The following is a 22,879-nucleotide window of genomic DNA, read 5'->3' as shown; positions in this document are numbered from 1 at the left end:
TTCTGGTGAGCACTCAAACCCGCACCCCCGAATCCGCAGGAAAGACCGGCTTCCAGCTGCCCAAGTGGGCCAGCTCGTTCGGTTTCCAGATCATCGCCGCCCTCATTGTGGGCCTGGGCCTCGGCCTGCTGGCCAAGTACACGGGCAGCACCAAGGCAGAGCCCAACGGCCTCGGCGCCACGCTGCAGACCATCGGCTCCAGCTACGTTTCACTGCTGCAGACTGCGGTGGTTCCGCTGATCTTCACCGCCGTGGTGAGCTCGATCTCGAACCTGCGCCAAGTCTCCAACGCCGCCAAGCTGGCCTGGAACACCCTGCTGTGGTTCGCCATCACGTCCCTGATCGCTGTCGTGATCGGCATCGGCCTCGGCGTGCTCCTGCAGCCCGGCGCCAACACCGGCATCACCCAGGAGGCCAAGTACGCCGGCAAGTCCGGTGACTGGTGGTCCTTCCTGATCGGACTGTTCCCCAAGAACTTCCTCGGACTGGGTGCCAGCTCCACCGTGACTGAAAGTGCCACCGCGGCCACCACAGTCAGCACCTCCATCAGCTTCAACGTGCTCCAGATCCTGGTGATTGCCATCGCTGTCGGCGTCGCCGCCCTCAAGGTCGGCAAGGCTGCCGAGCCGTTCCTGAACCTCAACGCGTCGGCGCTGGCCGTTATCCAGAAGGTCCTCTGGTGGATCATCCGCATCGCCCCGCTCGGCACGGTGGGCCTGATCGGCAACGCCGCGGCCGTGTACGGCTGGGACACCATCGGCGCGCTCGGCAAGTTCACGTTCGCCATCTATGTGGGCCTGGCCCTGGTGCTGTTTGTGGTTTACCCGACGCTGATCCGCTCGCACGGCCTGTCCGTGAAGCAGTACTTCTCCGGCGTATGGCCCGCCGTGCAGCTCGCGTTTGTGTCCCGCTCCTCGATCGGAACCCTGCCGCTGACCCAGCGCGTCACCGAGCGCAGCCTGGGCGTTCCCCGCGCCTACGCTTCCTTTGCCGTACCCCTGGGCGCCACCACGAAAATGGACGGCTGCGCGGCGATCTACCCCGCGATCTCCGCCATCTTTGTGGCCCAGTTCTTCGGCGTCCAGCTGGAAGCCAGCCACTACCTGCTCATCGCCCTCGTCTCGGTCCTCGGTTCCGCCGCAACGGCCGGCACCACCGGCGCAGTCGTAATGCTCACCCTGACGCTCTCCACGCTGGGGCTGCCCCTGGCCGGCGTCGGACTCCTGCTGGCGATCGATCCCATCCTGGACATGGGCCGCACCGCGGTCAACGTCGCGGGCCAGGCACTGGTCCCCACCATCGTGGCCAAACGGCAGGGCATGCTCGACGAGGCGCTCTACAACGCACCCCGCAACGGCACTCCGTTTGTGGACGACGACGCCGACTCCTCCGCCGCGGATCCTTCCGCCATCGCCGGAGGTACTGACTCTCCGGAAGCCGGACGCGAACTGGCCGACGCGAAGGCCTGACCCACAGCTCGAACAGCAACAGGAGAAGTCCCCGGGAAGTGCTCCCGGGGACTTCTCCTTTTCTGTGCCGGGATTCGCTCAGCCCGGCCTCTTGTTAGCGGCCGCCACCTCCGATGACTCCATTCTGGACCGCCTTGGTCACGGCGTCGGCCTCGGCCTGGGTCAGCTTGCCGTCGGTGACGGCCTGGTCCAGGCGCGCCTTCAGAGCCGCGGCGCGATCTGCCTGTTCGGCGGTGCGCAGCTCTTCAAGCGCCGCCGTGACCTTGGCCTCGTCGATGCCGAGCGTCGCCGCGAGGGACTTCGCGAGTTCAGCCTGCTTCGCGGCGGGGTCCGGCCTGGTTTCTTCAGCCGGCGGGGTGGCTGGCTTGTTGGCATCACGGAATGCCTTCAGCGCATCCGTCACCTTGGCCTCGTCCACCCCGAGCTTGGTAGCCAGTGCCGCGGCGTCCACGCCGCGGAAGCCGCCGTGGCCATGGCCACCCCGCATGCCCTTCCCTTCAGCTGGGGCAGTGCCGGTGCTCCCGTCGGCTGAGGCGCTTGAGCTGGCGCTGGGGGTGGGCGTCGGCGTCGTGGTTGCGGACGCCATGCCGGCGACGCCGATCCCGGCGCCAAGGGCCAGCGCGGTGGCCGTGAGGCCAAGGGCAATTCTCTTTGTGCGTACCATTCTTGTCTCCTGGATCTGCCGTCCGGTGACGGCTGGTGAAGATGTCCCAGACGGGACTCTTCCAGTCTTCGGCGGCAGGTTCAGGCTCAGCTGTCGGGAACCTTTCATCTTCCTGTGAATCAACTTGCGCGGCGTGCAAACTTGCACGTAGTGTAATTTCATGCCCGAACTTCTCTCGCGCCGTGAGCTGAACAAAGCCGCCACCCGCCAGGCCATCACCGATGCCGCCCTGACCCTGCTGCGCGCCCAGGGACCCGGGAATTTCACGGTGGAAGACATCGCCGAATCAGCCGGGATCTCGCGCCGCACCTTCTTCAACTACTTCAGCAGCACCGAGGCCGCGCTGGCCTCCATGACGCACGGGTTCCTGGACAACGCCCTTCAGCAGTTCCGGCAGCGGCCCGCCGGCGAGCCCATCCTCGAATCGGCGCGCGCGGCCCTGATGCAGCTGGCCGACCCCATGACGGTGGCGCCGCTGGCTGAACTCTTCACCCTGACCCAGGACAACGCGGTCCTGTCCCGGTCCGAACTTGAGGCGTGGGACCACTGCACCGAAGAGATCATCAGCGCGGCCCGGGAGCGCTTCGCCGGAACCCCGGGCGCCGTCGTCGACGAACTGTACCTGCGCGCCCTCGCAGGCTCCGTCATCTCGTGCGGGAAGGCGGCCATGGACGTGTGGTTCGCCCGATGCGGCGCCGATCTCTCCCCCGCATCACTCGCTGTCCTGCGGCAGCTGCTCATTGACGCCATGGGCCACCTCGGCTCCGGCTTCGGCAGCCCCGTTCCGGCAGCCAGCCCCTCCGCGACGTCCACAACCGCCACTACCCACCTCAACAAAGAACGGCTCTGACATGGCCCTGCTGCTCTCCCGCCTCGGCAAGTTCTCCTACCGCCACCGCTGGCTGGTCATTTCGCTCTGGCTCGCGGCGCTGGTGGCCGTCGGCGGCTCAGTAGCCGCCTTCCACGGCACGCTGTCCAACAACTTCCAGATTCCGGGCACTGAGACACAGCGGATCGCGGACAAGCTGAAGCAGGAACTGCCGGCAGCGTCGGGCGGCTCTGCCACGATCGTCTTTGAAGCCCCGGAAGGCGGCTTTACTGACGGCAGCCGCGCCGCCGTCACGGCTGCCCTCACCAAGCTTGGTGACCTGCCTGACGTCAAGGCCACGGTGGATCCCTTCGCCACGCAGGCCCAGCTGGACCAGGCCGGGCAGGCCATCGCAGACGGCGAGAAGCAGCTTGCCGCGGGCAAGGCCCGCCTGGATGCCTCACGTACCGAGCTCGACGCCGGGATAGCGCAGCTGAACGGCGCGGAGCAGCAGCTCGCAGCCGGCGGCGCCACCCCGACCATGATCGAGGCCCGGCTCGGAGCACAGAAGGCCGCCGTGGCACAGGGCCAGGCGCAGCTCGACGCCGGCACACAGGAATGGGAGGCCGCCAAGGCCAAGCTGGACCTGGGCAAGCGGCAGTCGGAAGCTTCCGGCGGGATCCGGTTTGTCTCGGCGGACGGCCAGGCTGCCGTGGTACAGGTGCAGTTCAACACTTCCATCAACGCCCTGACCCCGGCGGTGCGCCAGGAGGTGCAGGACATCGCGCATGAGACTTCGTCCGCGGGTGTGACGGCGCTGGCCAGCAAGGAAATCACCGAAGACATTTCAGAACTCTTCGGCACGGCCGAAATCATCGGCATTGGTGTGGCGGCCCTGGTCCTGATCCTGATGCTGGGGACGCTCATTGCCGCGGGCCTGCCGCTGCTGATGGCCGTCATCGGCGTTGGTGTCGGGGTGGGCATCACGTTCGCGCTGTCCGGCGCCTTCGAGATGAGCTCCATCTCCCCCATGCTCGCGCTGATGCTTGGCCTCGCCGTGGGCATTGACTACTCCCTGTTCATCGTCAACCGGCACCGGACCCAGCTGCTGGCCGGCATGGACCCCGAGGAATCGGTGGCGCGCGCCACCGGAACGTCCGGCAACGCCGTGCTTTTTGCCGGCCTGACGGTCATCATTGCCCTGGCCGCCCTGGTGGTGCCCGGGTTGCCGTTCCTGAGCGTGATGGGCCTGGCAGCGGCAGGCACCGTCGCGGTGGCCGTCATGGTGGCGCTCACCCTGACCCCCGCCATGCTGTCCCTGATCGGCCGGCGCATCATTTCCCGGCGGGCCTGGGCCAAGGCCGAGGCCCACAATGCCGAGGCCGGCCACGAGGTTGCCGACCAGGCCAAGGATGAGGAAAAGAGCACCCGGGGCTGGGGCGGCCTCGTTACCAGGCACCCCGTCGTCGCGCTTGTCGCCGGCGTACTCCTGCTGGGAACGCTGGCCCTGCCCGCCGCACAGCTCCAGTTGGCACTGCCCGACGGCGGCTCCGAACCGGTGGACTCCGAGGCCTTCCAGGCCTATGACGTCACGGCCCGCAGCTTCGGCGAAGGCGTCACCGGCCCCATTGTGGTGGTGGGCGAGTTCCCGGCGGGTCTTGACGAAGCCCGGGCCCAGGAACTGCAGTATGACGTCGCGGACCTGATCCGGGGCGTGGACAACGTGGTGGCAACAGTGCCCGTGGCACTGAGTGAAGACCGCCGCACCGCGGTATTCCAAGTCATCCCGGAAGAGGGGCCCGCCAAGGCCGGCACGGTGCAGGTGGTGAGCGAACTCCGCGAACGCGGCACCCGGATCCAGGCCGAAACAGGCGTCACCATCGGGCTGACCGGGCAGACCGCTGGCAACATCGACGTCTCCACAAAACTCGGTGACGCCCTGCCGCCGTACCTGGCGATCGTCGTCGGGCTTTCCCTCATCCTGCTGCTGCTGGTATTCCGCTCCATTGTGGTTCCCCTCCTGGCAACCGGCGGTTTCCTGCTGTCCCTGGCCGCCGCGTTCGGCCTGGTGGTGGCCGTCTACCAGTGGGGCTGGCTGGGTGGCGTGTTCGACGTCGCCAATCCCGGCGCTGTCCTGAGCTTCCTGCCGATCATCCTGATCGGTGTGCTGTTCGGCCTGGCGATGGACTACCAGGTATTCATCGCGTCCGGCATGCGTGAGTCCTATATGCATGGCGCCCCGGCCAAAAAGGCCGTACGCATCGGCTTCAGTCATGCCGGCGCCGTGGTGACCGCCGCCGCGATCATCATGGTCAGCGTGTTCGCCGGCTTCATCTTCAGCCACCTGACCATGGTCCGGCCGCTGGGCTTCGCCATGGCCTTCGGTGTGCTGCTGGACGCGTTTGTGGTCCGCATGACCATCGTGCCGGCCGTGATGTACCTGCTGGGCGAAAAGACCTGGTGGCTGCCCAAGTGGCTGGACCGGATCCTGCCGGATGTGGACGTGGAGGGCGCCCGGCTGGAACGCCGCGAAAACGAGCCGCAGAAGCTGACCGAGCCCGTCCACTAGGCTGAAACGGTGACCCGCCTCATCCTCGCCTCCCAGTCCCCCGCCCGCACCAAGCTCCTGGCCGACGCCGGTATCCGGCACTCCGTGCTGGTCTCCGACGTGGACGAGGATGCGGTCCAGGCGCGCTACGGCGTCACGGATCCGCACGATACCGCGCTGCTGCTGGCCCGCGCCAAGGCCGAGGCGGTAGCCGCATTGCCGGAAGCGGAGGGCGCGCTGGTCATCGGCTGCGACTCCGTCTTCGAGTTCGACGGCGAGGCGCACGGCAAACCGTACACGGCCGCCGTCGCCCGCGAACGGATGCTGCGGATGAGCGGCAACAGCGGGGTCCTGCACACCGGGCACTGGCTGGTGGACTGCCGTGCGACGGCGGCCGATGGCGAGTCCGACGATGAGTCCGGGGATGGGGCGGCCGACGGCGGCAGCACGGCACCAGGATCCGGCGCCACGCTCGGGGCGGTCGCCTCCGCCGAGGTCCACTTCACGGAGATGGATCCGGAAGAGATCGACGCGTACATCGCCACGGGCGAACCGCTGCACTGCGCCGGCTCCTTCACCATCGACGGCCTGGGCGGCGCGTTCATCCGGAAAGTGGACGGGGACCCGCACGCCGTTGTGGGGCTGTCAGTCTCCACGCTGCGGGGCCTCCTCGGGCACGCAAACGTACGCATCACGGACCTGTGGTCCGCCGAATAATTGCGGCGATTTTACGGCCAGTTGTAGGTTCCCTACAAAGCCGCGCCCGTTTACACGCGGAAACCGCAAGTAATATCGGCGGAACCCACAAAATCGCGCTAGGCTCCCTGAAGGAAAGAAGGAGACGCCTTGTCAGCAAATTTGGAGCAGTCCGCTAGTCCCGTGCAGTCGAACCTCACCAAGGTGCTGATCGCAAACCGAGGCGAAATCGCAGTGCGCATCATCCGCGCGGCACGCGACGAGGGCATTGCCTCCGTGGCTGTCTATGCCGATCCGGACCGCGACGCGCTCCATGCCAGGCTGGCCGACGAAGCCTACTCCCTCGGTGGCAACACCGCCGCGGAGTCCTACCTGGTGATGGACAAGATCATTGACGTGGCCCGCCAGTCCGGTGCCGACGGCATCCACCCCGGTTACGGCTTCCTCGCCGAAAACGCCGAGTTCGCCGCCAAGGTCATCGCGGCCGGCATCACCTGGATCGGCCCGTCCCCCGAGGCCATCTCGGCCCTCGGCGACAAGGTGCAGGCCCGCCACATCGCGGAGAAAGTGGGCGCACCCCAGGTCCCCGGCACCGCCGATCCTGTGCAGTCCGCCGAGGAAATCCTCGAGTTCGTGGACAAGTTCGGCCTGCCCGTGGCTATTAAGGCAGCCTTCGGCGGCGGCGGCCGCGGTATCAAGGTGGCCCGCACCCGCGAAGAAATCCCGGAGCTCTTCGAGTCTGCCGTCCGTGAGGCCACTGCAGCCTTCGGCCGCGGCGAGTGCTTCATCGAACGCTTCCTGGACGCCCCACGCCACGTCGAAACGCAGTGCCTCGCGGACGCCCACGGCAACGTCGTGGTCATCTCCACGCGTGACTGCTCGCTGCAGCGCCGCAACCAGAAGCTCGTTGAAGAAGCACCTGCCCCGTTCCTCACCGAAGAGCAGAACCGCCGCCTCTACGAATCCTCCAAGGCCATCCTGAAGGAAGCCGGTTACCTCGGCGCCGGAACCTGCGAGTTCCTGGTGGGCCAGGACGGCACCATCTCCTTCCTCGAGGTCAACACCCGCCTCCAGGTGGAGCACTGCGTCTCCGAAGAGGTCACGGGTATCGACCTGGTCCGCGAACAGTTCCGGCTGGCGCGCGGCGAGGAGCTCGGCTACGGCGACCCCGAGGTCCGTGGCCACTCGTTCGAATTCCGCATCACCGGCGAGGACCCGGGCCGCAACTTCATGCCCGCCCCCGGCACCATCACCACCCTGAAGAACCCCACAGGCCCCGGCATCCGGATCGATTCCGGCGTGGAGGAGGGCGATGTCATCAGCGGCAACTTCGACTCGATGCTCTCCAAGCTGATCGTCACCGGCGCCACACGTGCCCAGGCCCTGCAGCGTTCGCGGCGCGCCCTGGAGGAAATGGTGGTGGGGGGCATCCCCACTGTTATCCCGTTCGACCTCGCCGTTGTTTCGGACCCCGCTTTTGCGCCCGCGGAAGGGCCGTTCAGCATCCACACTCGCTGGATTGAAACCGAATTCGTCAACAACATTCCCGCCTGGACGCCGGACGGAACCGCTGAAGCCAGTGGCGACGCCGGTGAACGCCAGCGCGTGGTGGTTGAAGTGGGGGGCAAGCGCCTCGAGGTTGTCCTGCCGGCCTCCCTTGGTTCGATCGGGGCGGGTTCGGCCGCCGGCGCGAAGTCCAACAAGTCCAAGAAACGCCTCCGTTCAGGCGGAGCGGCTGCGGCCGCCGGCGGCGACGCGCTGACCTCCCCAATGCAGGGCACCATCGTCAAGGTTGCCGTGGCCAACGGCGACGTTGTGTCCGAGGGTGACCTGGTGGTGGTTCTCGAAGCGATGAAGATGGAACAGCCCCTGACCGCGCACCGTTCCGGCATCATCATCGGACTCAGCGCAGTGGCCGGTGAGACGGTTTCGGCCGGCGCCGTCATCGCCACGATCGAAGACTAGACCCTGCCGGAGGCACCCCATGCTCGCACCCAGTTTTGAAGAAGAAGTAGACCGCTACCACCTGGCGGTTCCGGAAATCACCCGCGGGAATCCCGGTGCCGTCAAGGACCTGTATTCCAGGCTCGACGACGTCACGCTGGCCAACCCGTTCGGCGGCATCGCACGTGGCTGGGCCCAGGTGGAGGCCCGGCTGGACCAGGCGTCCCGGCAGTTCCAGGACGGCGAGATGCTGGGGTTCGACACCATCACGTCCTACACCGCACGCGACACGGCCTACCTGGTGGAAACGGAACACTTCCGTGCCCGGCTGGAGAGCGCCGCAGCGCCAGAGGAATTCGCGCTCCGTGTGACCAGCATCTTCCGGCGCGAAGAAGGCTACTGGAAGCTGGTCCACCGCCACGCAGACCCGGCCGCGCAGCCGCAGTCCCGGCGATCCTTCGCACAGCCTGCCAGCCACTGACAGCAGTCGTGCCTTCGGCGCCGGGGCTGTGCTCCGGCGCCAACCGCAGGCTGGCGCTGCGTCCTCTGGCGTTGAGCTGGGGTGGAAGGCACACTTAGCGTGTGAAGCCTTTCCTCCTCCTTGCCTCCCGGGCTGAAGACGCCGCCGCCGAGGAAGAGTATGAGGCGTACCTGACGTATGGCGGGCTGACCTCTTCGCAGCTGAGGCGTGTCCGGCTTGAGGCCGCTCCCCTGCCGCAACTGGACCTGAACGATTACTCGGCGGTGATTGTGGGCGGCAGTCCCTTCACGTCCAGCGATCCGGCAGACCACAAGAGCGAAACCCAGCACCGGGTGGAGCGGGAACTGGCCGGGCTGCTGGACCGGATCGTGGCCCAGGACTTTCCGTTCCTGGGCGCGTGCTACGGGGTGGGGACTCTTGGCAGGCACCAGGGCGCCGTGATCGACAGGACCTTCGGCGAACAGCTGGGCGGCGTGGAAATCGAGCTGACGGAGGCCGGGCTCGCGGATCCGCTCCTGCACGGGATGCCACGGCGTTTCACCGCCTTCACCGGGCATAAGGAGGCTTGCACCAGTTTGCCCTCCCACGCAGTGCTGCTGGCATCCTCCCAGGCCTGCCCCGTCCACATGTTCCGCATCAAGCAGAACCTGTACGCCACACAGTTCCACCCGGAACTGGACGCGGAGGGCCTGGTCACACGGATAGACATCTACCGCCACGCCGGCTACTTCCCGCCGGAGTCCGCCGAGGAACTCATGGCGGACGCGCGGACGTACACCGCCACCGAGCCCATGAAGATCCTCCGCAACTTCGTGGACCGCTACGCCAACTGAGCCTGCGGACGGATGGCGAGCGCCGTCGTCGTTCGTTCCTCTGTGTCTTGCGCAGGTGCGCCTGCCCCGCACACAGCAATGCCCGGCGCGCTCCCCGCAATAACGGGGAACACGCCGGGCATTTCTGTCAGCAACCGGGCTGGAACGCCCGACGGCGGGGCGTCAGGCTACGTTGTTCTCGTAGTCCAGGTCGCGGGTTTCCTTGCTCACGAACAGCGCAATCAGCGTCAGCACCGACATCGCGGTCAAGTAGACACCCACCAGGACCGGGCTGCCGTCGGCCAGCTCCCAGAGCGCGACGGCGATGAACGGAGCCACGGCAGCACCCAGGATGCTGGACACGTTGTAGCTGACGGCGGATCCCGTGTAGCGCACATTGGTGGGGAACAGTTCCGGCAGCAGCGCACCCATGGGGCCGAATGTGAGGCCCATCAGGGAGAAGCCGATGACCAGCAGGGACATGGTGCCCACGAAGCCGCCGCTGAACAGCGGGACGAACAGGAGGCCGAAGACGAAGATGCCACCCGTGACGGCCAGCAGCATCTTGCGGCGGCCGTACTTCTCCGCCAGCGGTCCGGAAACCAGGGTGAAGATGCCGAAGAACACGACGCCGGCAATCAGCATCCAGAGAAAGTCGTTCCGGGTGAACCCCAGGCCGGGAACAAACGCGGCCGCGGCGGCCTCGGACATCGGCTTGCCGGCCTTCTCGGCGGCAGCCTTGGCGGCATCCAGGGTGGACGCGCGGGTCCCGTAGGTCAGCGTGAACGTGGTCATCAGGTAGAAGAGCACGTAGGTGGCGAGCATGATGAACGTGCCCAGAATCAGCGGACGCCAGCTGGTCTTGAAGACCCGGGCCAGGGGCAGCTTGGCCACCTCATTGGATTCGAGGACCTTGGTGAAGGCAGGCGTTTCGATCAGCTTCAGGCGGACGTAGAGGCCGATGATCACCATAACCGCGCTGAGCAGGAACGGCACGCGCCAGCCCCAGGCCAGGAAGTCGGCCGGCGTCAGCGCGTAGCTGGCCACCAGGAAGATCACATTGGCGATGATGAAGCCGATGGGCGCGCCCAGCTGCGGGAACGTGCCGTAGATGGCGCGCTTGTTGGCCGGAGCGTTCTCGGTGGCCAGCAGGGCCGCGCCGCTCCATTCGCCGCCAAGGGCCAGGCCCTGGGCGAAGCGCATGACCACCAGCAGTGCCGGGGCCCAGAATTGCCAGCCCGGGACAAGCGCCGTGGGCAGGCAGCCGATCAGGAACGTGGCGATGCCCATGGTCAGCAGCGAGGCCACCAGGGTGCCCTTGCGGCCGAACTTGTCGCCGAAGTGGCCAAAGACGATGGATCCCAGCGGGCGGGCCACGAAGGCCACTCCGAAGACAGCGAAGGAGCTGAGCAGCTGGGTGGTCTCGTTCTGGTTGGGGAAGAACAGTGACGGGAAGACCAGTACGGCGGCGGTCGCGTAGACGTAGAAATCGTAGAACTCAACGGTGGTGCCGATCAGGCTGGCCACAATCACGCGGCCGCGTGAGTTCACCGCCTTGGGAGATCCTTGCTCCGCGGTGGTTTGCGTAGATGACATATGAACACTTTCCTGAGAACCGGCCGGGCCCGGTAAGGTCCGGCATGCAGTAGTTAGAGTTCAATATTAGTTCCGGCCGTCCAGTCAATGGACAAAAGGTCCACCATGCGGACTTGTGGCATATGTCTCACTCTTCGGTCTGTTAACTCTCCTCACGCCGCTGGCCGGCTGCCGATAGGCAAATGTCACAGCGCGTTAACAAACCGCGACCGTCCATGAAACGAGCCTTCTCTACCGTGGAAGAACAACATCCCCCATGAGGAGGTCCACCGTGACTGTTGACCGCAGCGCAAATGCCGGTACCGGCAATTCCGTAGATATAGACAACGACCCGCTGCACGGAGGCGTGTCCTCATCAGCCAGCGCGCAGCCCTCCACCGGTACAACCGATGCCCCAGCCCTTGAATTCCGTCCCGGCCGCTGGATCGCCAACTGGAACGCCGAGAACAAAGAGCAGTGGGAGTCTGCTGGCCGGGCCATCGCCCGCCGCAACCTGAACTGGTCCATCTTCGCCGAGTTCCTCGGCTTCGTGGTGTGGCAGCTCTGGTCCATCGTGGTGGTCCAGCTCCCGGCAGCCGGCTTCACGTTCACCACCTCGGAAATCTTCTGGCTGATCTCGATGCCCAGCCTGGTAGGCGCCACGCTCCGGATCCCTTACACCTTTATGGTTCCCCGCTTCGGCGGCCGGAACTGGACCATCGTGTCCGCGCTCCTGCTCCTGATTCCCGCCGTCGGCCTGGGACTCTGCGTCTCCAATCCGGAAACACCGTTCGGTGTGATGCTGCTGGTGGCAGCACTTGCAGGCTTCGGCGGCGGCAACTTCGCCAGCTCGATGGCCAACATCACGTTCTTCTATCCGGCACGGGAAAAGGGCTGGGCCCTCGGACTGAACGCCGCCGGCGGCAACATGGGTGCGGCCGTCGCACAGCTCGCCGTCCCGATTGCGATCACCCTGCTCGCTGTCGGCAGCGTCAACCTGCCGATGGCCGGCTGGATGTGGATCCCCTTCATCCTGATCGCCGCCTTCGGCGCCTGGAAGTACATGGACAACCTCACCAGCGCCAAGGGTGACGTGGCCGGCTCGGTCGCAGCACTGAAGGAACCGCACCTGTGGATCATGGCGCTGCTGTACATCGGCACCTTCGGTTCGTTCATCGGCTTCGCCGGTGTGTTCCCCAAGCTCATCAAGGACTACTTCCCGGCGTTCTCCTCCATCGGAGTCGGCACCGTGGCACTCTCGCTGGCCTTCCTCGGCCCGCTGGTCGGTTCACTCGCCCGCCCCTACGGCGGACGCATGGCTGACCGCATGGGCGGCGCCCGGATGACTGTCGCAGCGTTCGCCGCCATGGCCGTCATCACCCTGACCATGATCTGGACCCTGCCGCTGAAGAACTTCTGGCTGTTCCTGGTCCTCTTCCTGATGCTCTTCACGGCCAGCGGCTTCGGCAACGGCGCAACCTACCGGATGATCCCCATCATCTTCGCAACGTCCAGCCGGGCTGCGAAGTCCGGTGCCAGCACGGTTGAAACCCAGCGGCTGGCGTCATCGGCCCTCGGACTGATCTCGGCCATCGGCGCCTACGGCGGCTTCGTCATCCCGCAGGTCCTGAACGCCTCCAACACGGCCAGCGGTTCCTACACCCCGGCCTTCTACGGATTCGTCGGAGCCTATGCAGTAATGCTGGCGGTCTGCTGGTTCTGCTACATCCGCAACGCCAACCGAAATGCGATGGGACACGTCTAACATGACCAAAAGCGCCGACACGCACTGCCCTTACTGCGCCCTGCAGTGCGCCATGACGCTCACGTCACCAGCGGTACTGACCCCGGCTTCCGAGCCGGGGTCAGTCCCCGTGCCGGCTGAATCCGCAGCGCTGGCCGCTGCGGACGCCACCCTGAAGGCCCCCCTCCTCGAAGTGAGCGGCCGGGACTTCCCCACCAACCGGGGTGGCCTCTGCCGCAAGGGCTGGACCTCAGCCACGCTCCTCAACCACCCCGGACGGGTCACCGAACCCCTGCTCAAGGGCGCCGACGGTGTCCATCGCCCCATCGGCTGGGACCAGGCCCTGGCGCTGGTCACCACCGCCGTGAAGGACACGCAGGCACGCTACGGTAAGGACGCCGTCGGGGTTTTCGGCGGCGGCGGCCTCACCAACGAGAAGGCCTACATGCTGGGCAAGTTCGCCCGCCTGGCCCTGGGCACCTCACGCATCGACTACAACGGCCGCTTCTGCATGTCCTCCGCCGCGGCCGCCGGGATGCGCGCCTTCGGCCTGGACCGCGGCCTCCCGTTCCCGCTGGAAGACCTGGACTCGGCCAGCACCATCATGATGCTCGGCTCCAACGTGGCCGAAACCATGCCGCCGTTTGTGCAGCACCTCCAGGGGGCCCGCGACGCCGGCGGGCTGATCGTGGTGGATCCCCGCCGTTCAGCCACGGCGAAGTTCACGGCCGACGGCGGTGGCCTTCACCTCCAGCCCCTGCCGGGCACCGACCTAACCCTCCTGCTGGGCCTCTCGCACGTGATCATCCACGAGGGTCTGGCAGACGACGACTTCATCGCGGCACGCACCACCGGCTACGAAGCCGTGGTCCGCAGCGTCAACTCGTTCTGGCCCGAACGCGTCCAGTCCCTCACCGGCGTCCCCGCTGAGCTCATCCGGGAAACCGCCCGCAGGCTTGCCGACGGCGCGGGCAAGGGCGGCAGCTACATCCTCACCGGACGCGGCGTGGAACAGCACGTGGACGGCACGGACACCGCCACCGCCGCGATCAACCTCAGCCTCCTCCTCGGACTGCCCGGCTCACGGCGCAGCGGCTACGGCACCCTCACCGGCCAGGGCAACGGCCAGGGCGGCCGCGAGCACGGCCAGAAGGCCGACCAGCTTCCCGGCTACCGGAAGATCACCGATCCCGCCGCCCGCGCCCACATGGCCGGTATCTGGGGCGTCCCGGAGGAAACCATTCCCGGGCCGGGATTGCCCGCCGTCCAGTTGCTGAAGTCCCTGGGACAGCCCGACGGCGTCCGGTGCCTTTTTGTGCACGCCTCCAACATCGCGGTGGCCTCCCCCGATGCAAACGCCGTCATCGCCGGGCTCCGCAGCCTGGACTTCCTTGTGGTCTGCGACTTCTTTATGTCCGAGACCGCCGCCGAAGCCGACCTCATCCTCCCGGTCCTGCAGTGGGCCGAGGAGGAGGGCACGCTCACCAACCTCGAGGGGCGCGTCCTCCGCCGCCGCCAGGCCCTGCAGCCGCCGGCCGGCGCACGCAGCGAACTGTGGATCATGGCCCGGCTGGCAGAAGCGCTTGAGGCCCCGTCCACGTACAGCGAAGATCCGGAAACGGTCTTCGAGGAGCTGCGGCTGGCCTCGGCCGGCGGGCATGCCGACTACTCCGGCATTGATTACGCCATGCTGGACCGCGGTGAGGCCGCCTACTGGCCGTACCCCGCAGGCAGCACCGGCACGCCCCGGCTATTCCTGGATACGTTCGCCCACGCCGGCGGCAAGGCGGTCATGACCCCGGTGACGCCCCGCCGTCGTCGTACGCCGGCCGCCAACCCGGACCCGGCCGCGAAAACCATGACCCTCATCACCGGCCGCCTCCTGGAGCACTACCAGTCCGGGACGCAAACCCGGCGGGTGTCCGAGCTGCTGGCCACCCAGCCCGAAGCAAAAATGCAGATCCACCCCGCCGCAGCGGCCGCCATGGGCATCACCGAAGGGGCTTTTGTCTCGGTGGCCAATGAACGCGGCGAGGTGGTCTGCCGTGCGGAACTCAGCACCGCGATCCGGCCCGAGACAGTCTTCCTGCCGTTCCATTTCCCGGAGCTTGAAAGCGCCAACCGCCTCACCGAGGCGGCAACGGATCCCATTTCCGGGATGCCCGAATTCAAGTTCAACAAGGTGTGGGTCCGGGCGGTCGCAACCGGACTTCAGAACAGTGTTCTTCAGACATCGGAGGCCTCATGAGTGAGCAGATTGTCATTGTTGGTTTCGGCCCCGTGGCTGCCCGCCTGATCGATGAACTGCTGCCAGCGGTCCGCGACGGGCACGTCAGCCTCACTGTCGTGGGCGAGGAAGCCGAGGCCGCGTACAACCGTGTGCTGGTGGCCGATCTGGGCGTCGGACGCACCACTGCCGATGCCCTGGCCCTCTCCGATGCCGCAGCCCTGGCCGCGGATGGCGTGGACGTCCGGCTCGGCGTGCGGGTCCGCCGCGTGGACCGCGCCCGCCAGCAGGTGATCCTTACAGACGGTACCTCCGCCCACTATGAGCGGCTCGTCTTCGCCACGGGTTCCCGGCCCGTCATCCCCAACCTGACCGGCATCAACCCGGATCCCGCTTCCCCCGTCCTTCCCGCCGGCGTCACGGCGCTCCGGGATCTCCGCGACGCTTCGGTTTTGCGCGCAGCGGTCGACGGCGGCAAGCGTGTTGTGGTGCTGGGCGGCGGCGTCCTGGGCCTCGAGACAGCCCTCGCGGCTGCCGAGGAAGGCGCCACCGTTACGGTGGTGCACAACGGGCCGCACCCGCTGGGACGCAACATCGACCGGGGCGGCGGCGCGGTCCTGGCGGCCAGCCTGCGCCGTTGCGGCGTGCGGATGGCCGGCAACGCCCGGTCCACCGGGGTGGAGCACAACGCGCCCGACGGCGGATTCTCGGCCCTGCTGCTCAATGACGGTTCGGCGATCGACGGCGACCTCCTGGTCATCTCGTGCGGTGTCCGTCCCCGGACCGAGCTGGCCGAAGGCTGCGGCCTGTCGGTTGGTGCTGGCATCCTGGTGGACCACCGGCTCCGTGCCCACCACGAGCCGCACATCTTCGCGATCGGCGACTGCGCCGAGGTTCGCTGCCCGGATCCGGCCTGCGGCGAATGCCGCACGGCGAAGGGCCCATCCGGCCTGGTGGGTCCCGGGTGGCGGCAGGCCGAATGGCTGGCCGAATACCTGACCATGCTGGCCACCGGCACGCAGGAGGACGCCGACACGCTGCAGGAGCTGCCCCAGGAGCAGGCCGGTGTCATTGTACTGAAGGCCCGCGGCATGAACATGGCTGTGGCCGGCGACAACGGTGCCGAGCCATGGGACGAAGACGTGCTCACCGCCGGCGCCGTGAACGGCCGGCCGCGGCTGCAGATCGCCCAGTGGGCCGATCCGGAACACGGCCGCTACGTGAAGATGACCACCCGCGGTGGAGTGCTGGAAGGCCTGGTGGCCGTGGGTATGCCGCGGACCGCCGCCGAGCTCGTGGGACTCTTCGAACGCGGTGCGGAACTGCCGGCCGACAGGTCACTGCTGCTCCGGCTCGATGGCCCGGACCAGCTGGCCGCGTCCGGTCCCGCCGATCCGGCTGGCACCGTATGCCGCTGCGCCGGAGTCAGCGGCGCCAAGATCCAGGGCGCCGTGGCGGAAGGCTGCTCCACCGTGGCCGAGGTGTCCAAGGCAACCCGCGCCGGTACCGGCTGCGGCGGCTGCCACGAGGACATCAAGGGGCTCATCGAAAAACACTTCCAGGCGGCTCCCGCCGCCTGATGTGAACTGAAGCCGGCGAGCCCGGACATGTCCGCGTCACGGAATCGGACGCGACGGCGGGCGGGCGGTAGCATCGGGGCCATGAATGCCGACGAAGAAGACGACATCACCGAAGTACTGCTGGCCGACGCTGGGAAGCTGACCGGACTGAGCCTGGAACTCTTGGGCCTTGATCCGCACCCGGATGACATGACGCCGGAACAGCAGCTGCAGTTCGAGCCGGAAGACCTGGACGAAATGGCAGCTGTCTCGCCGGAAGACCGGAAAACCGCTGTGAGCCAGACACTCCTGCTGGCAGGCCTTCTGTGGAACTCGTCGGGCCTGCTCGTGGACCAGCTCTTCCGCGATCTGGGGACCCTGACCGCCCTGGATGCGGTTACTCCGGCTGATGTCGCCGGTTCCGCTGTGCTGTCCTCGCTGCCGCGTCAGTTCGCCGCCAGCTACGACGCGACGTTTACCCGGAAGTTCATCGTCGTCGCTTCCGATGTGACGGCATCTCTGGTCCGCGGCTGGACAGCCCCCGGATGCCTCGCAGCCGAACTCGCCGTCCGCTGCCTGCTCGATCAGGCGGAAATCACCGAGGACATCTATGAACTCGACCTCCCGGAAGACTGGCGTGCTCAGGTCGAGGAAGTCCTGTTGGAGGAGGCGGAGAGTCCAGCTCTCTACTCGGACAGCCCCGACATCCCGGAAATAGACGCCGGGACACAGCGTATCGAGGGCTGGTTCATCCCCTTTACTTCCGGCAGCACCGTGCCGCCCTACGCCCTGGCCTAGGCGTCGAGGCCGGGAATCCGGGCGGTCTTTAGGCCGGCGCCTTCGGAATCATGATCCACAGCGCGATGTAGACCAGCTCGCCGATCCCCACCAAGCCAAAGATCACAAAGCCGAGCCTGACCAGGAACTTCGGGATCCCGAATCGGGCTGAAAGGGCGGCGCAGACGCCGCCGATGATTTTTCCGCGGCGTGGCCGCTCCAGTGCTGTAGTCATGCGGCCACGCTACCGGAGAATGCCAGCGATAGAGACTGCCGGGTCCCTCGGGTTTCGCTCCCCAACCGCTCCCTGACCTCGCAAGCTCGGACAGGGGACCCTGCGGTCGTGGGCCCAAGCTTCAACCACCGGGGCTCGACCACCACCGGGACCTGCTACATATGGACGTGCAGGCGCCGGGCCGCTTCGGAGATGGACCCGCTCAGCGACGGGTAGACGGTGAAAGTGTTGGCGACGTCGTCGACGTGGAGCTTCTGGGTGACTGCAAGGGAGATGGCGAAGATCAGCTCGGAAGCGTTCGGCCCCACCACAACACCGCCAATCACGGTGCCGGAGCCCTTACGCGCGAAGATCTTGACGAAGCCGTCCTTGTGGTTGCGCATTTTGGCGCGGGCATTGCTCTTGAGCGAGAGTTTGACGATGTCGCCCTGGTATTTGCCGGACTGGATCTCGGCCTCGGAGACGCCCACGTTCGCGATCTCGGGTGAGGTGAAGATGTTGGACGCCACCTGGTGAAGCTTGAGCGGCATAACGCTGTCGCCCAGGAAATGGGCGATCGCGATCCGGCCCTGCATTGCGGCCACCGAGGCCAAAGCCAGCACGCCGGTGCAGTCGCCGGCGGCGTAGATGTTGGGCGCCGTGGTGCGGGAGACGCCGTCGACCTTTATATGGCCGCTCTCGGTGAGGGCCACGCCGGCCTCTTCAAGGCCAATGCCGGCGGTGTTCGGGATGGACCCCACGCAGACCAGGCAGTGGCTGCCGGTGACTTTCGATCCGTCACCAAGGGTGACCACCACGCCGTCGTCGGTCCGCTCGACGGTTTCGGCACGGGCGCGGGACAGCACGCGCACACCGCGGCGCTCGAAGACTTCCTCCAGCACCTCCGCGGCGTCGGTGTCCGAACCGGGGAGCACCCTGTCGCGGCTGGAGATCAGGGTGACTTTGGAGCCCAGGCCGTTGTAGGCGGAGGCGAACTCGGCACCGGTCACACCGGAGCCCACCACAATCAGTTCCTCGGGAAGCTCGTCAAGGTTGTAGATCTGCGCCCAGTTCAGGATGCGTTCCCCGTCCGGCCGCGCGGTGGGCAGCTCGCGGGGGTGCGCGCCGACGGCCAGCAGAATGGTGTCCGCTTCCACGATTTCGGTGCCGTCAGCGGTCAGGACCTCGATGGTGTGGCTGTCCAGGAGCTTGCCCGAACCGAGCAGGATGCGCACGTTCTGGTGCTCCAGCCCAGTGGAGATGTCCGTGGACTGCTGGCGGGCAAGGCCCAGCAGGCGGTCGTTAATGTGTTTGAGGTCGGCGCGCATCGCCGGCACAAAGTCGCCACCGTCGACGTCGAACTTCACGCCCAGCTCGCCCGCCTCACCGACGCGGGTCATCAGATCCGCCGTCGCGATCAGGGTCTTGGAAGGCACGACGTCGGTCAGCACGGCCGAGCCGCCCATGCCCGCGCGTTCGATGATGGTGACCTGCGCTCCCAGCGAGGCAGCGACCATAGCGGCTTCGTATCCGCCGGGGCCACCTCCGAGGATTGCGATCCGGGGGGAGCTGAAATCAGGGTGCGTAGTCACAATCAACCATTCTCGCGCATCTGCGCAGGGACCACCAATAAAAGAGTGGCCCGTCACGGTGCCGTCTGCGGCCCGGCGCGACGCTGTTGCCACTGTGCACAGCGGCACCGGCACGATAACTTGTACCAGTGAGTAATACAAACTTCCAGAACACGGACCCTTTCGCCGCGGCGCGCTCCGCCGCTGAGTACATCGCGCAGGAGACCGGGGTGGACAATCACGACGTCGCGCTCGTCCTGGGCTCAGGCTGGGCTGAAGCCGCCGAACTCATCGGCGAGACCACGGCCACCCTGACCGCCGACACTGTCCCGGGCTTCCACGCCCCGGCCGTGGAAGGACATGTGGGCACCATCCGCTCGGTCCTGACCAAAGAGGGCAAACGCGCGCTGGTCCTGGGCGCACGGACACACTACTACGAGGGCAAAGGCGTCCGCGCCGTGGTCCACGGCATCCGCACCGCTGCCGCTGCCGGCTGCAAAACCCTGGTCCTCACCAACGGATGCGGAGGGCTGAACGAAAGCTGGACGCCGGGCACTCCGGTCCTCATCAAAGATCACATCAACCTCACCGCCACGTCCCCGCTGGAAGGTGCAACGTTTGTTGATCTGACGGATCTGTACAGCTCGCGCATCCGTGCCCTCGCCCGTGAAGTGGACTCCTCGCTGGAGGAAGGCGTCTATGCCCAGTTCAGCGGACCGCATTACGAAACGCCGGCCGAAGTCCAGTACGCCAAGCGGATCGGCGCGGACCTGGTGGGCATGTCCACCGCATTGGAAGCGATCGCCGGCCGGCACGCAGGCATGGAAGTGTTCGGAATTTCGCTGGTCACCAACCTCGCAGCCGGGATCAGCGCCATGCCTCTCAGCCACCAGGAAGTCATCGAGTCCGGCCAGGCCGCCGGACCGCGGATTTCCAAACTGCTGGCTGGGATCATCGCCAAGCTTTAGGCCAACGCGGGGTCACTAAGCGCCCAATGGAGGCTTTCCCATGGGCGTCCAGTGACCCGGCGTTGCTGTAGGGCGGGTCAGGTTCGCGGACCGACCAGCTGCAGGACGGTGGACTCCCGGGCATCGGGAAAGCGGCGCTCGATGGACTGGGCGATCCCGGCAATGCTCTGCCGGGACAGCTCAGTCCGCCAGGTGACTTCGGCGTGGCGCATCGTCTGCGAGATAAGGCAGGTGCGCGCGTAGTCGGCGTCCATGCTCGCACCCGGGGCGTCCTTGGCGATGCCTTCGCACCGGAAGGCATGGTCATTTCCTTCGATGGCCAGGACCACATCAAGGACGGAAATCCGGTCCGGACGCCGGGCCAGCGAGAAGCCGCCCCGCGGGCCGGATACGGAGGTCAGGATCCCGGCCCGCACCAGGGCCTGGAGCTGTTTGTTCAGATATGCGGCGGGAAGCTTGTAGAACTCGGCCAGCCGTGCGCTGCTGACTGCCTCCCCCGGCGGGGTCCAGGACATGTTGACGCAGCTATGCAGCCCCCACTCAACACCCTCCCCCAATTTCATATTCGCGACATTACTTCTCCAGAAAATTTACTGCAAGGATTTCGCTGCTTTCCGCTGTCACAGGCGAGTGTTCAGGCGCCGTTCCTGAAGCAATGACGATAGCGTTGACCGCATGACGTCCTCCGATGCCGCCTCCTTGTTCAGCCACGCCCGCGAATGGGCGGCCAAAGATCCGGATCCCACCACAGCCGCAGAGCTCACCGAACTGCTGCAACTCGCGGAAGAGGGCTCGCCGGCAGCGTCGCAGGAACTGGCCGACAGCTTCAGCGGCACGCTGCAGTTCGGCACCGCAGGCCTCCGTGCCGCCCTGGGCGCCGGGCCGAACCGGATGAACCGCGTGGTGGTGCGCCGCGCCGCCGCCGGCCTCGCCGACTTCCTGGTTGATGCGGTGGGTGAGGCTGCCCCCGGGACCCGGCCACGCGCCGTCGTCGGCTATGACGCCCGCCATAACTCGGACATCTTCGCCGAGGAAACGGCGGCCATCTTCACCGCCGCCGGGATTGAAACCTTCCTGATGCCGTCCGCACTGCCCACCCCGCTGCTCGCTTTCGCCGTCCGGGCCCTGGATTGCGACGGCGGTGTGATGGTGACGGCAAGCCACAATCCCCCGCAGGACAACGGATACAAGGTGTACCTGGGCCGCCATGCCGTGGAGGGCAGCGGCCGCGGAGCGCAGATCGTGGCGCCCCACGACGCCCGGATCGCCGCGCGGATCGATGCCGTGGGCGCACTGGAGTCCATCACCCTTGCCGCGGACGGCTGGACGGTCCTGGACCCGTCGGTTGCGGCGGAGTATGAACGCGCGACGGCGGCACTCGCCGATGCGGCCCGCTTCCCGTCCCGCGACCTGCGGATTGTCCTGACGCCCATGCACGGCGTCGGCGGCGAGACTGCCGTGGCGGTGCTGAATGCTGCCGGCTTTGCCGATGTCACACTGGTGGCCGAACAGGCTGAGCCGGATCCCGACTTTCCCACGGTGAACTTTCCGAATCCGGAGGAACCCGGCGCCCTGGACCTGGCATTGGAGACCGCCGCCCGTGTGGAGGCCGATATTGTCCTGGCCAACGATCCGGATGCTGACCGCGTTGCAGTGGCGGCGAAGGATCCTGACACCGGCGCGTGGCGCATGCTGCGCGGCGACGAGGTGGGCGCGCTGCTGGGGGCACACATTGTGGCCCGGCTGACGGCCGGCTCCGACGAAACCACCAGTGCGGTTGAAGCAGCCAGCGACGAAGGGGCCGGCGTCTTCGCCAATTCGATTGTGTCCTCGCGCCTGCTCTCCCGCATCGCCGCCGCGGCAGGCTACGCGCATGAGGAAACGCTGACCGGGTTCAAGTGGATTTCCCGGGTGCCCGGGCTGGTCTACGGCTACGAGGAAGCCCTGGGCTATTGCGTTGCACCTGAACTGGTCCGGGACAAGGACGGGATCTCCGCCGCTGTCCTCATCGCGGAAATGGCTGCCGCCGCCAAGGCGGACAGGAAAACCATCTTCGACACCCTGGACGAGCTCTACCTTCAGCACGGGCTTCACGCCAGCGACCAACTGAGCATCCGGGTGGCGGATCTGGGCCTGCTGGACGCCATGATGAACCGGCTCCGGGTGAGCCCGCCCGATTCGTTCGGTTCGTCCGCTGTTGAGACTTTTGTAGACCTGGCCGAAGGGAGCGAGCACCTGCCGCCCACCGATGGCCTGCTGTACCTGACCCGGGACGAGACCCGGGTCATCATCCGGCCCAGCGGCACCGAGCCCAAGCTCAAGTGCTACTTGGAAGTCATCCTCCCGGTTGAGTCAGCGGCCGAGCTGCCGGAAGCCCGGCAGACAGCCCGGACAGCCCTGGACAATGTGCTCGACGATGTCCGCGAGGCCCTCGGGCTCTGAAGGGTCGTTAGACCGCGACCTCGATGAAACCGTCGGAAATGCGGGTGCTGAACGTTTCCAGGCGCACCGCGGCAGTTCCGAAGCATTCGCCGGTCTCCAGGTCGTAGACCTCTTTGTGCAGCGGCGAAGCGATGGTGGGACGGGTGCCGCGTGAACCCAGAATGCCGCGGGCCATCACGTGGGCGCCGGTGGCCGGATCTTCGTGGGCCACGGCAAAAACCTCACTGGGACCTGTCCGGAAGAGTGCCACCTGGCGGCCTTCAATGAGGGCTGCTTCGCCCCAGGCAAGCTCAAGCTCGTCCACGGCGCAGACCCGGTGCCACGTCGCGGTGTCGGCGGCGAGCGCCCCAAGTTCCAGTGTTGCCGTCATGTCCGGCTCC

At 66.8% G+C, this 22,879-nt stretch carries 19 protein-coding genes; 13 read left to right on the top strand and 6 right to left on the bottom strand.

Annotated elements, in window-relative coordinates; all coding sequences use genetic code 11:
- The first annotated feature begins 5 nt into the window (after nucleotides 1-5).
- Nucleotides 6-1,469 (top strand): dicarboxylate/amino acid:cation symporter, encoded by a 1,464-nt coding sequence (locus tag CXR02_RS05395; protein ID WP_104061049.1) that lies wholly within the window; start codon nucleotides 6-8, stop codon nucleotides 1,467-1,469.
- Between the two features lie 94 nt (nucleotides 1,470-1,563).
- Here CXR02_RS05395 and CXR02_RS05390 read toward each other — a convergent pair whose 3' ends face one another.
- Complete coding sequence (locus tag CXR02_RS05390) at nucleotides 1,564-2,133, bottom strand: hypothetical protein (RefSeq protein ID WP_104061048.1); 570 nt, start codon at nucleotides 2,131-2,133, stop codon at nucleotides 1,564-1,566.
- Between the two features lie 160 nt (nucleotides 2,134-2,293).
- On the opposite strand from CXR02_RS05390, the gene CXR02_RS05385 reads away from it, so the two are divergent.
- The 6 genes from CXR02_RS05385 to CXR02_RS05360 all read left to right on the top strand — a co-directional run bounded on the left by CXR02_RS05385 (nucleotide 2,294) and on the right by CXR02_RS05360 (nucleotide 9,443).
- Entirely contained in the window at nucleotides 2,294-2,983 is a 690-nt protein-coding gene (locus tag CXR02_RS05385; protein WP_104061047.1) for a TetR/AcrR family transcriptional regulator, read from the top strand.
- A gap of 1 nt (nucleotide 2,984) precedes the next feature.
- Nucleotides 2,985-5,510, top strand: a complete 2,526-nt coding sequence (locus tag CXR02_RS05380; RefSeq protein WP_104061046.1) for an MMPL family transporter — start codon at nucleotides 2,985-2,987, stop codon at nucleotides 5,508-5,510.
- Nucleotides 5,511-5,519: 9 nt separating this feature from the next.
- Nucleotides 5,520-6,206, top strand: a complete 687-nt coding sequence (locus CXR02_RS05375) for a nucleoside triphosphate pyrophosphatase (RefSeq protein WP_104061045.1) — start codon at nucleotides 5,520-5,522, stop codon at nucleotides 6,204-6,206.
- Between the two features lie 129 nt (nucleotides 6,207-6,335).
- Nucleotides 6,336-8,150, top strand: a complete 1,815-nt coding sequence (locus CXR02_RS05370) for a biotin carboxylase N-terminal domain-containing protein (protein WP_104061044.1) — start codon at nucleotides 6,336-6,338, stop codon at nucleotides 8,148-8,150.
- A gap of 19 nt (nucleotides 8,151-8,169) precedes the next feature.
- The gene (locus tag CXR02_RS05365) at nucleotides 8,170-8,610 is read left to right on the top strand and encodes a nuclear transport factor 2 family protein (RefSeq protein ID WP_058929593.1); all 441 of its coding nucleotides are present in this window, start codon (nucleotides 8,170-8,172) and stop codon (nucleotides 8,608-8,610) included.
- A 101-nt stretch (nucleotides 8,611-8,711) separates the two neighbouring features.
- Nucleotides 8,712-9,443 (top strand): glutamine amidotransferase, encoded by a 732-nt coding sequence (locus CXR02_RS05360; protein WP_104061043.1) that lies wholly within the window; start codon nucleotides 8,712-8,714, stop codon nucleotides 9,441-9,443.
- Between the two features lie 162 nt (nucleotides 9,444-9,605).
- Here the strand turns inward: CXR02_RS05360 and CXR02_RS05355 are convergent, their stop codons facing one another.
- Nucleotides 9,606-11,018, bottom strand: coding sequence for an MFS transporter (locus tag CXR02_RS05355; protein ID WP_104061042.1), 1,413 nt, complete (start codon nucleotides 11,016-11,018; stop codon nucleotides 9,606-9,608).
- Between the two features lie 271 nt (nucleotides 11,019-11,289).
- Between CXR02_RS05355 and CXR02_RS05350 the strand changes: the two genes are divergently transcribed.
- The 4 genes from CXR02_RS05350 to CXR02_RS05335 all read left to right on the top strand — a co-directional run bounded on the left by CXR02_RS05350 (nucleotide 11,290) and on the right by CXR02_RS05335 (nucleotide 17,325).
- Entirely contained in the window at nucleotides 11,290-12,762 is a 1,473-nt protein-coding gene (locus tag CXR02_RS05350) for an MFS transporter (RefSeq protein ID WP_104061041.1), read from the top strand.
- A gap of 1 nt (nucleotide 12,763) precedes the next feature.
- Complete coding sequence (locus tag CXR02_RS05345) at nucleotides 12,764-14,989, top strand: molybdopterin oxidoreductase family protein (RefSeq protein ID WP_104061040.1); 2,226 nt, start codon at nucleotides 12,764-12,766, stop codon at nucleotides 14,987-14,989.
- Nucleotides 14,986-16,548, top strand: coding sequence for an FAD-dependent oxidoreductase (locus CXR02_RS05340; RefSeq protein WP_104061039.1), 1,563 nt, complete (start codon nucleotides 14,986-14,988; stop codon nucleotides 16,546-16,548). Before CXR02_RS05345 ends, CXR02_RS05340 begins: the two co-directional genes overlap by 4 nt.
- Before the next feature lie 81 nt (nucleotides 16,549-16,629).
- The gene (locus tag CXR02_RS05335) at nucleotides 16,630-17,325 is read left to right on the top strand and encodes a hypothetical protein (protein ID WP_104061038.1); all 696 of its coding nucleotides are present in this window, start codon (nucleotides 16,630-16,632) and stop codon (nucleotides 17,323-17,325) included.
- Nucleotides 17,326-17,353: 28 nt separating this feature from the next.
- On the opposite strand, the gene CXR02_RS05330 is transcribed toward CXR02_RS05335, so the two are convergent.
- A complete protein-coding gene (locus CXR02_RS05330; protein ID WP_056348113.1) occupies nucleotides 17,354-17,539 on the bottom strand; it encodes a PspC domain-containing protein in 186 nt (61 codons plus the stop codon).
- A 155-nt stretch (nucleotides 17,540-17,694) separates the two neighbouring features.
- Entirely contained in the window at nucleotides 17,695-19,110 is a 1,416-nt protein-coding gene (locus CXR02_RS05325; RefSeq protein WP_104061037.1) for an NAD(P)H-quinone dehydrogenase, read from the bottom strand.
- A 128-nt stretch (nucleotides 19,111-19,238) separates the two neighbouring features.
- Between CXR02_RS05325 and CXR02_RS05320 the strand changes: the two genes are divergently transcribed.
- Nucleotides 19,239-20,057: a purine-nucleoside phosphorylase gene (locus CXR02_RS05320; RefSeq protein ID WP_104061036.1), complete on the top strand. Its 819-nt coding sequence runs from the start codon at nucleotides 19,239-19,241 to the stop codon at nucleotides 20,055-20,057.
- Nucleotides 20,058-20,134: 77 nt separating this feature from the next.
- Here CXR02_RS05320 and CXR02_RS05315 read toward each other — a convergent pair whose 3' ends face one another.
- Entirely contained in the window at nucleotides 20,135-20,620 is a 486-nt protein-coding gene (locus tag CXR02_RS05315; RefSeq protein WP_104061035.1) for an Rrf2 family transcriptional regulator, read from the bottom strand.
- A gap of 112 nt (nucleotides 20,621-20,732) precedes the next feature.
- Between CXR02_RS05315 and CXR02_RS05310 the strand changes: the two genes are divergently transcribed.
- Nucleotides 20,733-22,499 (top strand): phospho-sugar mutase, encoded by a 1,767-nt coding sequence (locus CXR02_RS05310; RefSeq protein ID WP_104061034.1) that lies wholly within the window; start codon nucleotides 20,733-20,735, stop codon nucleotides 22,497-22,499.
- A 7-nt stretch (nucleotides 22,500-22,506) separates the two neighbouring features.
- Here the strand turns inward: CXR02_RS05310 and nirD are convergent, their stop codons facing one another.
- Complete coding sequence (nirD, locus tag CXR02_RS05305) at nucleotides 22,507-22,869, bottom strand: nitrite reductase small subunit NirD (RefSeq protein ID WP_104061033.1); 363 nt, start codon at nucleotides 22,867-22,869, stop codon at nucleotides 22,507-22,509.
- Nucleotides 22,870-22,879 lie beyond the last annotated feature (10 nt).

Origin of the sequence: Arthrobacter sp. 4R501 (assembly GCF_002929755.1) — a bacterium.
Classification (GTDB): Bacteria; Actinomycetota; Actinomycetes; order Actinomycetales; family Micrococcaceae; genus Arthrobacter.
Note: the sequence above shows the minus strand (reverse complement) of the source record. Positions and strands in the feature narration are given on the sequence as shown.